General features: G+C 57.2%; 12 protein-coding genes. 8 read left to right on the top strand and 4 right to left on the bottom strand.

Features of this window, described 5'->3' with window-relative positions; all coding sequences use genetic code 11:
* Positions 1-120 precede the first annotated feature (120 nt).
* Complete coding sequence (locus AC515T_RS11220) at positions 121-783, top strand: TetR/AcrR family transcriptional regulator (protein ID WP_496532518.1); 663 nt, start codon at positions 121-123, stop codon at positions 781-783.
* 171 nt (positions 784-954) lie between these two features.
* Here AC515T_RS11220 and AC515T_RS11215 read toward each other — a convergent pair whose 3' ends face one another.
* Genes AC515T_RS11215 through AC515T_RS11200 form a run of 4 tightly spaced genes read right to left on the bottom strand, consistent with a single transcriptional unit; the run spans position 955 to position 6119 of the window.
* The gene (locus tag AC515T_RS11215) at positions 955-2661 is read right to left on the bottom strand and encodes a GMC oxidoreductase (RefSeq protein WP_496532517.1); all 1707 of its coding nucleotides are present in this window, start codon (positions 2659-2661) and stop codon (positions 955-957) included.
* Between the two features lie 60 nt (positions 2662-2721).
* Positions 2722-4182 (bottom strand): class I adenylate-forming enzyme family protein, encoded by a 1461-nt coding sequence (locus tag AC515T_RS11210; protein WP_496532516.1) that lies wholly within the window; start codon positions 4180-4182, stop codon positions 2722-2724.
* A 39-nt stretch (positions 4183-4221) separates the two neighbouring features.
* Positions 4222-5139, bottom strand: a complete 918-nt coding sequence (locus AC515T_RS11205) for an alpha/beta hydrolase (RefSeq protein ID WP_496532515.1) — start codon at positions 5137-5139, stop codon at positions 4222-4224.
* 5 nt (positions 5140-5144) lie between these two features.
* Positions 5145-6119, bottom strand: coding sequence for an enoyl-CoA hydratase/isomerase family protein (locus AC515T_RS11200; protein ID WP_496532514.1), 975 nt, complete (start codon positions 6117-6119; stop codon positions 5145-5147).
* 197 nt (positions 6120-6316) lie between these two features.
* Between AC515T_RS11200 and AC515T_RS11195 the strand changes: the two genes are divergently transcribed.
* From AC515T_RS11195 to AC515T_RS11165, 7 genes are all read left to right on the top strand, one after another.
* Complete coding sequence (locus tag AC515T_RS11195) at positions 6317-7165, top strand: SDR family oxidoreductase (RefSeq protein WP_496532513.1); 849 nt, start codon at positions 6317-6319, stop codon at positions 7163-7165.
* Positions 7166-7296: 131 nt separating this feature from the next.
* Entirely contained in the window at positions 7297-7974 is a 678-nt protein-coding gene (locus AC515T_RS11190) for a Crp/Fnr family transcriptional regulator (RefSeq protein ID WP_305489990.1), read from the top strand.
* A gap of 529 nt (positions 7975-8503) precedes the next feature.
* A complete protein-coding gene (locus tag AC515T_RS11185; protein ID WP_496532512.1) occupies positions 8504-9778 on the top strand; it encodes an outer membrane protein transport protein in 1275 nt (424 codons plus the stop codon).
* Between the two features lie 476 nt (positions 9779-10254).
* Positions 10255-10914, top strand: coding sequence for a winged helix-turn-helix transcriptional regulator (locus AC515T_RS11180; protein WP_496532511.1), 660 nt, complete (start codon positions 10255-10257; stop codon positions 10912-10914).
* Between the two features lie 305 nt (positions 10915-11219).
* A complete protein-coding gene (locus AC515T_RS11175; protein WP_496532510.1) occupies positions 11220-12485 on the top strand; it encodes an NADH:flavin oxidoreductase/NADH oxidase family protein in 1266 nt (421 codons plus the stop codon).
* Positions 12486-12534: 49 nt separating this feature from the next.
* Positions 12535-13416: an alpha/beta fold hydrolase gene (locus tag AC515T_RS11170; protein ID WP_496532509.1), complete on the top strand. Its 882-nt coding sequence runs from the start codon at positions 12535-12537 to the stop codon at positions 13414-13416.
* A complete protein-coding gene (locus AC515T_RS11165; RefSeq protein ID WP_496532508.1) occupies positions 13403-13798 on the top strand; it encodes a helicase in 396 nt (131 codons plus the stop codon). The genes AC515T_RS11170 and AC515T_RS11165 overlap by 14 nt, the downstream gene beginning before the upstream one ends.
* The last annotated feature ends 144 nt before the right edge of the window (positions 13799-13942 follow it).

Below are 13942 nucleotides of genomic sequence, written 5' to 3'. Positions count from 1 at the left end.
CTCACGGCTAGCGGATGGCGCTTGCTGTGTTCAGATCACTTCCTGAGCAAGCTTCCAGTCGTGCCGGCCATATAACACTGTTATTTGATTAACATAACGCCGTTATGGCAGTATTGCAACATGACCACTGATAACTCACTCCCTAATGCCCCCACCCGCCTCGTCGAGGCAACCATTCGTGTGCTTGCGACTAACGGCCCGTCCGAAGTCAAGGCCCGTTCGGTAGCGAATGAAGCCGGCCTGTCGACGATGGGGGTTTACACACACTTCGGCGGCGTACCGGAACTTCTACAAGCTGTCGCTGACGAGGGATTCAAGCGGTTGGCTGCTGTCTTCAAGCGTGTGCCAATCACCGATGATCCGATAACCGACTTATGTGCGATGCTCCTGGCTTGCCGAGACCTTGCACGAAGCAATCCCCATCTGTACGACTTAATGTTTGGCCTTTCGATTGACGGCAGATATAGCCCCTCACGAGGTACCATGAAGTCGATTGCAGATGGGCAATCGGACGCCTTCAAGGCGACATACGCGATTCTGATCAACGCATGCGCTCGCTTGGTTGATGCCAAATGCGTTCGCAAAATCGATCCTGCCCTCATCGCGCCACAGCTGTGGAGTGCCGCGCATGGATTCATCATGCTCGAACTCGCTGGCCACTTCGCAGGCACGGCCAATCCTGCTTCGCAGATCCTGGTAGCGACGTGTAACAACATTGTTGTCGGCTTGGGAGCGAAGCGCGAAAAAGTGGAATCTTCCACTGCTGGCGTCATTGCCGGGTAGGCAACTCCGCTAGAACCTTGAAAAACCGCCCCTCTGCAGTGACGCGGAGCGAACAGTATTTCAGCTCAAGTGCGCAGCCACTCGGCATGTTCAGAGGTTGGGTCAACCGGTTCGCTCATGCGCAGAAGGAACCGGTCATGACAGATGCTCGTATGCTTTGCGGCTCAATGCTCATATGCGCAGCGGTATAGGGATCTGTATCGAGGCCACGCGCTGATTATCGGGATGGCTAAGCACGCCACTGGACGGTTTGGTCGCTACCGCCTCACCTCGCTCATGAACACCTTCGTTATTGCGGGCCTGTGGAATCTGCGCCATTGCGTACTCGGCGAGTGCCGTGATGGTCAGCGCAGGATTAACCCCAGGATTTGCAGGCATCGCAGCGCCGTCACACACCAACATGTTCTGGTAACCAAATACGTGTAGGTTCTGATCAATCACGCCGCTTCGGGCATCGGCGCCGATCACGGCACCGCCCAGCACATGGGCTGTTGTCGGAATGTTGCCCAGCGCTTCCAGTACGTTGCTCTGGGCAATACCGCCGGTGTGCCTGGCCAACCATTGAGCCGCCTGGTTGCCCATCTCGATGTAAGTCGGATTTGGCTTGTCGCGATTCTGCTCGGTGACAAGGCGGTAGCCGCGACCCAGCCAACGCTTGCTGGGACGAAGTGCGATCGCATTGTCCAATGCCTGCATCACTAACAGCATCACCATGCGTCGGCTCCAGCCCCATGGCCATAGCGACTTGAGCCATCGCGCTGGGTGCAACACGATATTCCCCAGCCACTTCAGCGGCCGCGTCACGCGGTTACCCTTACCGACCAGCAACGTGCAAAGCAAACTGAGGAAGTCGGCGTTGCGACCGTAGGTGAGAAACTCGATGTGGGTATTCTGATCGACGTGCACACTGCTGCTGGCGGTCACATCGTTCCAGGTCTTGCGGTCCTCGGGCAAGCGCACGTTCAGAACCGATTCGCTGTTGGTGCGCACCAGTTCACCAAGGCGATCGCTGACCCGGGGCAACGAGCCGCCGTGCTTGCAGTTGGCCAATAATTCGTTGGTACCGAGAGCCCCGCCGGCGAAGATCACTCCGCGGGCAGTGTAAGTACGGCGATCACGGGCGAACCAGGCGCCGGGACGCTGGGTGGTCACACGGTAGCCGTCACTACCATCGGCTGCCCCGAGTGGGCTCACATCAACGACCTCACGCTCTGCCAATATCTGCACGCCGCGTTTCTCTGCGAACCACAGGTAGTTTTTCACCAGCGAGTTCACGGCACCGACGCGGCATCCCACCATGCAGGCGCCGCAACGTATACACCCGGTACGGTCAGGCCCTTCCCCACCGAAATAGGGGTCCTTGACGGTTATGCCCGGTTCGCCAAAGAACACTCCAGTGGGTGCTCGAGTGAATGTGTCTTCGGTTCCGAAGTGTTGCGCCATCTCCCGGGCCAGTTGCTGGTTCGTCGAGTCGAATGGCACCATCTGTACCCCAAGCATGCGTTCGGCCGTATCGTAGTGAGGCTGCAATAGCCTTTCCCAGTGGCCAAGCTCCCGCCACTGCACGTTTTCGAAGAACTCTGGCTTGGCGCGGTACAACACACCGCCATACACGGTGCTGCCGCCACCGACACCCGACTGGCTGGGAAAAAAGACATGGCGAAACAGCGACATGCGCATGATGCCCTTCAAACCCAACGCGGGTGCCCACAGATACTTGTTGAACTGCCAGGCCGACTTGGGGAGGTCTTCGTCGCGATAGCGACGGCCGCGCTCGAGTACCCCGACGCGATAGCCTTTCTCCACGAGGCGCAGCGCCGAGACGCTGCCGCCAAATCCCGATCCGATCACCAGCCAGTCGAAGTCTGCGCTTTTCATGATATGTCCCCTTCTACGTGCCGATTGCTTTGCGCCTAAAGTCCATCAGGTCATTACCTGTCAATCGACATATTCGGTCCACATCTTGCGCAGCCTCAGCTTGTCGACTTTGCCCACGGCATTCTTTGGCAGGCTGTCGATGATGTTGATCGTGGAAGGCCTTTTGTAACGCGTCAGCCGGTCAGTGCAGTGCTCGCTCAAGCCCTCCTGGGTACCGGCGAATCCCGCACGAAACGCGACGTAGGCCAGCACAATTTCGCCGAAGGTTTCGTCGGGAACACCGATCACTGCTGCTTCGAGAACGCCTGGAAATTCGAACAACACATCTTCGATCTCCTTGGGATAGATGTTCTCTCCACCACGAATGATCATCTCTTTAAGGCGCCCGACAATGGCCAGATAACCGTCTTCGTCGATCCGGCCAATGTCGCCGGTGTGCAGCCAACCATCAACGATGGTCTTCGCTGTTTCCTCGGGCTTCCCAAGGTAACCACGCATGACGTTAGGACCTTGAACCAGCACCTCGCCGGTGGCGCCCTGCGGCAAATGCACACCGCTCGGGTCGGCGATTGCAACGCGTTGCCCGATAAAGGGCAGCCCGACCGTACCGACCTTGCGTAGGCCGTCGAAGGGGTTGATGGTCGAAGCGCACGTGCCTTCGGACAGGCCATATCCCTCAAGCAGCGGAAAACCGAAGCGAGCTTCAAATTTTTTCAGCAGTTCCGCCGATGCAGGCGCCGCGCCGCAGATGCCATACCGAAGACTGGAGGTATAAGGTTTGACCTCGCGAGGTAACGCGTTAAGCATTGCGTAGATGGTGGGCACTGCAGAGAAGTACGTGGGCCGAAGCCACTCGACATCCTCAAAAAACGTGTCGACGTTGAAACGCTTGCGGATCGAAACCCGACCACCGCTTGATAGCGGGACGAGCGTGCTCACCACAATGCCGTTTACGTGAAAGAGTGGAAGTATCAATAAACAGTGGTCTGCTGCCGTGACCTTGAGTGAGTTTCGTCCCATTTCCGTCATGGCTTCAATATTGGCGTGATCGAGCATCACGCCCTTCGGCAGGCCGGTAGTGCCACTGGTGTAGATCAACAGTGCCAGTGCGCCAGGCTCTTCAAAGGGTACGCCGGTGTAGGACGCCCCCGTTTCCAGAATGGCGACAGGCAGGGACTGTAGATTCGGAACTATCACTTCGCCGCTGACGTTGATGAGCAGCTTCGCCCCTGAATCAACCAGTTGATGGGTTGCTTCCTTGCTGGTCAGCCCAGGATTGATCGGCGTGACCGCCGCCCCCAGACGCCAGGCGGCGAACATCGCCACTACAAACTCCACCTGGTTGGGCAACATGACGGCGACGACGTCTCCAACACCTATCCCCCTATCCGCGAAGACTCCCGCCGCTGCGAGGACCCGGGAATGGAACTGCCGGTTAGTCAGGTTGCTGCTGTCGTCAGCGATGCACAGACCATCAGGCGCTGACACCGCGCGTAAATCTGAAAGCGTGGAAAAACACATTATTGTTGTTCTCTCTGAAAATTGACGAAAACGCTTGAATCAGTAGGGTGAAGAGCCGAGAAGATGTTTCGTCAGGAACTGGGTCTGATCCTTCACCAGTTCTTCGAACGCCTCGCCCATGTAGAACTCGAAATGCCCAACGGAATAAAGCCTGGTCTCTCCATGCGGCGCCTTGCGCACCAGGGCAATCGTCTGTTCCGGTGGCGTGACGGTGTCCGTGGTGCTGACGCAAAACAGGATGGGAAACTTCACCTTGGAGGCGGAGCGTCCGGGTCGATAAGCCATGATCTCCGGGAGCACCCGCGCGGCGACGTGATTGACGAACACCATCCCTTTCGGCACCAAGGCCAGATAACCCGGCAGGGCATCATGGGCATTCATCAAGGCCGGCTGACCGGGTGTGGCAGCGATTGGCACCATCACTGGCGGACGACCCAGCAGCTTGGCCGCAAAATCACGCAAGAGCACCGGGACTACCTGCAGCGATCCCTTCACACCCAGTGCCGCGGCGGAGGCCAGACCGTCGGTAAAGGGGCACTGACTGATGGCAGCCAGTAACTCGGGATGCCGACTGGCCACGGTGATCGCATGCCCTCCCCCAAACGAGCTTCCCCATACGGCAACCCGTCTCCCATCGACATCCGCGCAGCCTTTGACGAAGTCCAGCGCTGCATCCCAATCAGCCAGTTGCCGCTTCACAGACATCAACTGCCTGGGGCGACCACCACTGTCTCCGAAATAACGGTAGGTAAAGGCCAATGTAGCGATTCCCGCAGCGGCGAATCGCTCAGAAAAGGCGTCGAGGCGCATCTCGCGAACCGCACCGAGTCCGTGACCGAGGACTACAATCGGCGGTTTCTCTACTCCGACCGGCAGGTAGAGCCAGGCCGAACAGTAGGCTTCACCCGAGTCAAAGCGGATGTCCTGGCGAGTGAATGGGTAGGAAGGCTGTGACATTTGATTCATTTCCTGCCTCCCCCGCCTTGCAGGGGCAAGGAGCCTTGCTCGAGCGTTTGCTCGAAAATGGCCGGGCTGTAGAACGGCACATTACCGTCGCGAACGGTGCGCTCAAGGTATTCGACCATCAGCGATTGCGCAGTCTCGGAAGGCGAGATCTTGATGAACTCGGTGCGCTCCATGTGCAACCCCTCATCGAGAGTGGCTGATCCGCCGAAGTACACAGCTCGCTTGATAGCCTCAATGGCATCCTTGGGTCGAGAGCCCAGATACCGGGCCAGCTCAATGGCTCGCTCAAGCAGCGCATCCGGAGCAACCACTTCGTCGATATACCCTATTTCGAGCGCTTTGCGTGGCGACACCGGCCTGCCTTCGAGCATCAGCATAAGCGCTCGATGGGCACCGACCAGCCGTGGTAATCGCTGAGTGCCCCCGCCACCGGGAAGGATGCCGAGAAGCACCTCCGGCTGCCCGATGAAGAAATCGCCATCCGCCATCAGACGGGCGTCGCAGGCGAGCGCGAGTTCGCTGCCCAGCCCCAGCGCAGAGCCGTTCAGAGCGGCGATGAAAATGACGCCGCTGCGGTTCATCCGCAGAAAAGTGTCGTGCAGCTTGTCAAGCTGCATCCCGCCCTCCAGCGGTGTCAGAGACGCAGCTGCCGCCAAAGGCGGAACTGCGCGCACGCTCTTTGCAGTTCGAGCGATAGCCGAGGCCACAGTGCGCCCGACCGACGGGATACTCTTTCCACCTTCCTGTAGCCAACGAACGTCTGCATGACCGATGAAACGCTCAGGATGAGTTCCAGTGAGCACCACCGCTTTTACCGTGGTATCGGACTCTAGCTTGTCCAATAGCTGCGAAAGCTCATTGGCCATCTCCAACCCCATCAACCCGTGTGGACCTCCATCCAGCCGCGCAACCAGGACAGAGCCTCGGGGCTCCACTTCAAGGTGCTCGGGCGGCGTATGCGTCTTCGTCATCTCTTAGATCCTCCGGGACAAGCGTGGAGAGCAAGCGCGCCCTCCATCAGTAGCCTCCGGACAGTCATCAAATCAGCCGGAGGAAATAACACTGTTATAGAACAAACATAACACTGTTATATTACCATCGCAATATGTACTCTTAGGCTCGCTCCCCGAGTCATGCACCAACCCGCACCTGAAGGGAACTTCATAAAATGAAACCGCACATCACTTTGGTACAGATTAATCCGGCCACCAGAAATCCGTCTGAATCCCCCCTTCCAGAATGGAGACCAGCAATCCTCGTCACAGGTGCAGCTTCCGGAATCGGTCGTGCCTGCGCCGAGTTGTTTGCGCAGCGTGGTTGGTTCGTTGGTCTATACGATATTGATTCAGAGGGTGTCGCCGCGGTCGCCGCGACCTTGGGAGAGGGAAACGCCATCTCTGGAGCTCTCAACGTAAGCGATCCTGCAGCATGGGAACGGGTACTGACGGATTTCTGGGCGCAAAGTGGCCAGCGGCTTGACGTGCTGCTCAATAATGCGGGGGTTCTCACAGCCGGGCAGTTTGAAGCCGTTTCACTGACCAGACACCATGCAATGCTTGACGTGAACGTTCTGGGAATGATCACCGGCTGCCACAGTGCCTTCCAATACCTGCGAGGAACGCCCTCCTCTCATGTCATCAATATGGCCTCGGCCACTGCAATCTATGGCCAGCCTGAACTGGCAACCTACTCGGCGACCAAGTTCGCCGTACGCGGATTCACCGAAGGGCTCGACCTCGAATGGAGCAAGTTCGGCATCCGCGTGAGTGATATCTGGCCGAGCTTCGTAAAGACCGCAATGGCTGATGATTACGGTCGTATCCCCAGCGCCAAATCGCTGGGCATTCGGCTCACGCCACATGACGTCGCATCCACGGTATGGGCTTGCGCGACGGCAAAACGATGCATCCACAAACCCCACTGGACTGTCGGCCTGCAAGCCGGATTTCTAGCCATCGCCACGCGTCTCGCGCCACCGGCCCTCAGCCGCTGGATCGTCCAACGCATTGCGCGATAAAGGAGAGGTTTACGACTCTCGAAAACGAACCAGGACGAGACATCCGAAAGCGCGACCGACCAGGCCCGGATCGACATCGCTTTCCAGCAGGATTCCGATGCACATTGCCTACAATGGAGCTGCCGCCAAAAATGAAAGGCTTCAACTGGATCGATGAACTGAGCCCTCAAGTACGGGATACCGTTCTGCGATGCGCTCACCCAAGAACCGTTGCCGATTCGAAGATCCTGTATCAAAACGGCGATCGTGTAACGGAAATTTTCCAGATCGTTTCCGGGGCCATCCGCAAATGCATTCTCACCGAGGATGGCCAGGAGGTTCTGCTCTATGTCTACGGACCCGGCGACATAGTAGCCGATGCTCCCGTGACTGATGACGAGCCGTCCCCTGTCACGCTGACTACCCGGGGAGAAACCAAATTGAGGGTCTGGTCGGCGAGTGACTTGAAACTGCTGCGCGAACAGCATCATGAAGTTGAAACGGCACTCGCATGCCAGATCAACCGTCGCTTGCGAGTAGCACTTCAGTTGATCGAGGAGCTGCTGACCTTGCCGGTCGCGGCAAGAATCGCGTCCCGCTTTGCTCAACTCAGTGACCTGCAGAAGCCTTCTGATCGAGGGATCGATTTACTGCTTTCTCAAGTAGATATAGGCCTCATGGTTGGAAGCACACGCCAAAGCGTCAATCGAGTGGTCAACGAACTGAGGGGGTTGGGCCTGATAGAGCCGCTCTACGGCAAGATCATCATCAAGGACCTGCCAGGGCTGAACCGCTACGTTCGAGAGCATCACCGCTTGAACGAACGATAGCCTACACAATGTAAGCCGGAATCAGAGAAGGTGACCGCTATCAGTGGCTTTCAAAAAATGGGGCGACGCAAATGGGTCTGGGCAGTTACACGAGCAACATCAGCGAGAGTCAATTCAAGCATTCGCGCAGTCTCCTGACACGCGCCTAAAAAATAGCTTACACAATGTAATCTGGAAGACGTTTCCTCCCAATAACGCACCCTACCATCAACTCCGTAAGCGCCATTGCCATAACAATAATCCAGGCGCTACCGGAGATCTCTTATGTATGCACCAACGCGCGTCACTACCCCTCCTTCCCCGTCCCACCGACGTCTCATCGCACAGCCCATTTCTTACCCACCCATCTGTCAAGACCGCCAATGCCGCCATCGCTGATCCAGAGCCCTTTGTGAGCCTTGGACAGCATGAAGATGAGCACTCATGACGGTTACACCAGATCCGCTTCTTTGCACCTGTGCACGACGGAAAACGTGATCGCCTCAAAGTGGTGATGAACCACGCTGTCACCCTGTTCGGAGTAAAAGCAGTGAACAAGATTATTCTCCAAAGCACTTTCGCACTGACCGCCTGCGCGTTTTGCGCCACCGCTGTTGCCAATGGCCTGGCCGTCAACGAGCAAAGCGCCAGCGGCGCCGGCACTGCCTATGCCGGCCGCGCCTCAACGGCGCTGGATGCCAGCACTGTCTATGGCAACCCGGCCGGCCTGAGCAAACTCAAGCGCACCGAGGTCAGTGGCGGTTTTGCGGCAATCAGTGCCAAGGTCAATATCAGTGACGCTCAGAGCAGTGCCTCGGGTAGCAACAAAGGCGACTCAGTACCACTGGTTACGGTGCCTTTCGGTTACTTCTCTACGCCGATCAATCAGGCCTTCACCTTCGGAATGGGTATTTATGTCCCCCAAGGCCTGGTCAACGATTATGAACGCAACTTCCAAGGCCGCTATCATGGCTCCTACAGCAAGGTACAGGTGATCACCTTGCAGCCGACGCTCGCTTATCGTATCAACGAGCGCATCACCATCGGCGGCGGTCCGACCATTAATCGCATAGAAGGCGATCTGCGGAGCGAACTGGCCACCGGCGCACTGAATGCCGGCACGGACACCCAGATCAAGATCAAGGGCGACGACACCGCATTCGGCTACAACGTTGGTCTGATGGTCGATCTGAGTGACGCCACCACTTGGGGCATTACTTACCATTCCAAGGTCGACTATCACATCACAGGCCATACTGAAGTCAGCGACTCTCCGAGCGTGTTCGGCCTGAACGGCAAGTACAAGACATCGATGGATGCGACCCTTCCGGAGTCGGTGAATACCTCTTTCACTCATCGCTTCAACGAACGGTGGACCGGTTACCTGGGTACCACCTGGACGCGCTGGAGTCGTCTGCCAAAGCTCGAGGCGAAGAATAAAGGTGTGCCAGCGCTCGGGCAGCAACTCGGTTTTGACACCATTGGCGAAGAGCTGAACTGGCACGATACTATCTCGGTGGCAGTGGGTGCATCCTATCAGCTTGATAAGCAGTGGGTGCTGCGTGCGGGCTTTGCCTATGATCCGTCACCGACCACCAATGCAGACCGGGAAGTGCGCATTCCTGTAGGCAACCGCCGAGCCCTGACCTTGGGAGCCGGTTACTCACCCAACGAGGATCTCACCGTCGATCTCGCCTACGCCTACCTGTGGGAAGGCAGCAGTTCGGTTAGCCAGGCCAACACCTCCGGGCTCCAGCCAGCCTACAGCGCCAAGTACGAGAACAGCGCCAACGGCCTGGTGGCGCAACTGACGTATCGTTTTTGAGCCCAGCACAACGCTTCATCTGACATGGGTTGGCTCTTGGTAAGCAACCCCATGTCAGCTTGCGACCCAGCACGTGTAACAGCACATCCAACCTCGTCGCGCAGATGCCAGACATCACTGAAGGCTTGTTCGGCAGGTGAAAGCCGCCCCATGAGCAATCAGCGATGTCGCATTCCCGGACAACGCCCTCAGCAGTCACAATACTATATTTTTCGTATAGTATTAAAACTATATTATATGTATAGTTTCATGAAGCCTTCCAACCTACTCAAGCAGTGAGCAATACATGACAACGGCTGTGAGATCAGCGGCAAACGGCGCGGAAATGCCGCTCCCTTTCCATTGGGGGGCGAGACGGCTAGCGGCGCTGCCTGAGGGCAAGATTTCTGGCCTTGAACTGCTGGAGAATTTCCAGCCTGGCCATCGGCTACCGCATTGCGCCGCGTATCGGCTGAGCGGAATATGTACAATGAGACATGACAAACAAAACCTACGGTCAACTCTGCCCAATAGCCCGGTCGCTGGACGTACTGGGAGATCGCTGGACGCTGCTCTTGATTCGCGAGTTCCTGTTGGGTCCGAAGCGATTCAAAGACCTGCTCGCGATTCTGCCTGCAATGGGTACAAACCGGCTGTCCGAACGCCTGGCCATGCTGGTGCAGAACGGCGTCATTCAACAAGTTACGCTACGCACGCCCCCAGCTACGCCAGCTTACGAGCTGACGGCTTTGGGCGAGCAACTACGCAAGCCAGTGCTCGCGCTGGGATTCTGGGGACTGGGTCTGCCGATCGACGAGCGCATCGATCCGGCCAGTGCTCGTGCGGAACTCATAGCACTTTGCCTGACCGGCGCGAACGATTCGTCGGCGAGCGCAGGCTTACAGGAGTTGTACGAGTTCCAGGTGGAAGCAGAGGTCTTCCATGTTCAAGTAAACGACGGGAACCTGTTGGCGCGGTCTGGGCCGAGCGCAGAGCCCGCCGACGTCAAGATACAGTGCGACATGGAAACCTTCATCGCGTTGGTCCTACGCCAGATCACTCCAACGCGTGCGCTTCGCGAAGGGCATGTAAAGCTGCTGCAAGGGGATCGTCCAGCGTTTACGCGAGTGTTCAAAGTACTCGAGTACAAGCCCTAAGACCGCAAGCCCTCCCCCTCCTTCCCTCGCATCATGCGAGTAGGGGGATGGCAGGCCTGTATGAACGGGTCGTTTGCGGCCCTGTATACCGTGGAGCCAATCAACTCCGGCCTAGTGTCTTGGCTGCGAGCCACACCTCTTCTTCTATACCTATCCGAATCCGATGTTGCCCGGTGGTGAGCCTGTGCTCGTCATACGGCAGACAACCCTCTCAGTAGTGCCTTTTCCTGCAACCCCGGCGGATATCGGACTCCATCCCGCGGCACTCCCTTCAATCATGAAACAGCCCATATTGAGAACTCACCATGACCGCCTCATCGCCGGAAGAAAATCTGCTGAACCAGCCCTTACAACTCCCGAACGGCAGCGTTTTTCGCAACCGCCTCGCCAAGGCGTCCATGAGCGAAACGTTGGGCACCTACAACAATCACCCGACGTTGAAACTGGTCGAGTTGTACCGGCGCTGGTCCGCGTCGGGCATTGGTTTGCTCATCACCGGAAATGTGATGATCGACCGGCGTGCACTCGGCGAACCAGGCAACGTCGTCATCGAGGATGAAGCTGACTTGCCTGTGCTACGCCAGTGGGCCCGTGCTGCGCCCGAGCAGGGAGCGGCGATCTGGGTGCAGCTCAATCACCCTGGCAAGCAGTCGACCAAAGGCCTGAATGACAGCAACCTCGCGCCATCAGCGGTCCCGTTCCGCGAGGACATGGCCGCACTGTTCGAGACGCCACGCGAAGCCACCACAGCCGAGATCGAAGACATCATTCGGCGCTTTGGACGCAGCGCAGCCATCTGCAAGGAGGCCGGCTTCAGCGGCGTGCAAATCCATGGCGCGCACGGTTATCTGATCAACCAATTCCTCTCGCCACACCACAATCGGCGTACGGACGCATGGGGTGGCAGCCCGGAAAAACGTCGACGTTTCGTGTTAGCTGTTTACACCGAGATTCGCCGCCAGGTCGGCGCCGAATTTCCCGTCGGCATCAAGCTCAACTCAGCAGACTTCCAACGCGGAGGCTTCACCGAAGAGGAATCAATGGCGACGATTCACGCACTTGCCGAAGCAGGCATCGACCTGATTGAGATTTCGGGGGGCACCTATGAGGCTCCAGCCATGAGCGGCGGGCTCCAGGAGACGAAAAAAGCATCCACCGTAGCGCGCGAGGCTTACTTTCTTGAGTTTGCTGAAAAGGTGCGCGCCTCGATCAAGGTGCCTTTGATGGTCACTGGCGGTTTTCGCAGTGCCGCCGCCATGAACGCTGCGCTGCGTTCCGGAGCGCTCGATGTCATTGGCCTCGCGCGGTTACTGGCCATTGATCCCGAGGCACCGGCGGCCCTGTTGCAAGGCCAGGACAGTTCACAACGTGTACGGCCAATCATCACAGGCATCAAGCAAATCGATCAGATGGGCGTCATGGAAATCTTCTGGTACACGCTGCAGCTCAAACGAATCGCCAATGGCGGTGATCCGCGTCCCAACGAAAGTGGGCTGTGGGCATTTTCGAAATCAGTGATGAAAAGCGGCTGGGGCACGTTCCGTACGCGGCGCATGCGCGCACGGGCCTGAGCCCGAGGCTCGCTCGCATCGCCACAATAACCACTTGGAAGACCTCAACATGACCGACACCCATTTCACCACCCCTACTCGCTTCGTGGAAGTTGATGGTGACCAATTTGCCTATCGCCGCTGGGGTAACACTGCGACAGGCCAACCCCCTCTGTTCTTCCTTCAACATTTTCGCGGCGGGATGGATCATTGGGACCCACTTATGACGGATGGCCTGGCTGCGGGGCGCGAGGTCATCCTCTACAACGGTCGAGGGATTGCCTCTTCTTCCGGCAAACCGCGTAACCGGATCGAACATATGGCCGATGACGCAGCTGCGGTGATCCGCACGTTAGGTCTGTCCAAGGTGGATGTTCTAGGCTTCTCACTGGGTGGTTTTCAGGCCCAGGACCTGACACGACGCCATCCCGACCTCGTCCGCAAGCTGATGCTGCTCGGCACCGGACCTCGTGGCGGTAATCCGGATTCAGACCCTGGAGTGCTGGAAGCTGCACCGCGCCCCGTTCCGACCCTCGACGACTTTCTGTTTCTGTTCTTCGGTCGATCCGCGGCGGCGCAACAGGCCGGGCGTGATTTCTGGGAGCGCCGTCACCAACGTGTCGACCAGGACCCACCCAGCTCTCCTGAAGTGATCCAGGCCCAGATCGAAGCGAATATGTACTATTTGCCAAAACTGGACCCGAACGATCCTTTCAATCATCTGCGCGAGATCAAACAGCCGACGTTCATTCTGAACGGTATGAATGACGTTATGGTTCCAACGGTCAATTCCTGGTACATGGCTCAGAACATCCCGAACGCTCAACTGTTCCTGTACCCGGATGCCGGTCATGGTGCTCAATTCCAATACCCTGAGCGTTTTCTCAAACACGCCATTCAATTCCTTGATGAGTCCCACCCTGCGGAGCAAGCTCACCATGCTGAAGTTTAAATTTTTATTATGGGCATTGACCAAGCTATTACAGAGAGCAATCAAAAAAAGTCCTGACTGTGCAAAATACGTTAAAGGCAAGGAGCTGGTCTTTCAAATCCAAACGCATGACGGTGCGGGTCGCTACTTCACCCTGAAAAACGGCAAGATAAAATCCTCTGCCGGGTTGACTGAAAAGCCAAAATTCACCCTGTCATTTAGAGATGCAGCAAAGGGTTTCGCCATTCTGGCGGCCAAAGATAGTAAAGATGCATTTCTGACAGGACTGCGCAAGGAGGACTTGGTTATCTGCGGTGACTTTGTTGAAGTGATGTGGTTCCAGGGACTCACTGAATACTTGCAGCCCGGTAAAAAAACATCATTTGACCCTTCGACGCGCTAGGAGTTTGATGCCGTGAGCCTACTTGATCTGACAGTCATCCGCTTTTTTAGGGTACCTGTCAGATCTGACTTTCGCGAACCATGGCCAGCTTCTGATCGGTGCTCCAGCGGCGTCGCCGTTCCTGGTCGAGCAGCTCCCCACCCT

The organism is Pseudomonas sp. FSO-7 (assembly GCF_059579345.1).
The sequence above is the reverse complement of the archived record's forward strand: the minus strand, read 5'-3'. Positions and strand labels throughout refer to the sequence as shown.

Coding starts and splice junctions, on each gene's coding strand:
- AC515T_RS11205 (WP_496532515.1), bottom strand. CDS start 5,139: ATGTCACAGCCTTCCTACCCATTCACTCGCCAGGACATCCGCTTTGAC.
- AC515T_RS11195 (WP_496532513.1), top strand. CDS start 6,317: ATGAAACCGCACATCACTTTGGTACAGATTAATCCGGCCACCAGAAAT.
- AC515T_RS11170 (WP_496532509.1), top strand. CDS start 12,535: ATGACCGACACCCATTTCACCACCCCTACTCGCTTCGTGGAAGTTGAT.
- AC515T_RS11220 (WP_496532518.1), top strand. CDS start 121: ATGACCACTGATAACTCACTCCCTAATGCCCCCACCCGCCTCGTCGAG.
- AC515T_RS11215 (WP_496532517.1), bottom strand. CDS start 2,661: ATGAAAAGCGCAGACTTCGACTGGCTGGTGATCGGATCGGGATTTGGC.
- AC515T_RS11175 (WP_496532510.1), top strand. CDS start 11,220: ATGACCGCCTCATCGCCGGAAGAAAATCTGCTGAACCAGCCCTTACAA.
- AC515T_RS11210 (WP_496532516.1), bottom strand. CDS start 4,182: ATGTGTTTTTCCACGCTTTCAGATTTACGCGCGGTGTCAGCGCCTGAT.
- AC515T_RS11200 (WP_496532514.1), bottom strand. CDS start 6,119: ATGACGAAGACGCATACGCCGCCCGAGCACCTTGAAGTGGAGCCCCGA.
- AC515T_RS11165 (WP_496532508.1), top strand. CDS start 13,403: ATGCTGAAGTTTAAATTTTTATTATGGGCATTGACCAAGCTATTACAG.
- AC515T_RS11190 (WP_305489990.1), top strand. CDS start 7,297: ATGAAAGGCTTCAACTGGATCGATGAACTGAGCCCTCAAGTACGGGAT.
- AC515T_RS11180 (WP_496532511.1), top strand. CDS start 10,255: ATGACAAACAAAACCTACGGTCAACTCTGCCCAATAGCCCGGTCGCTG.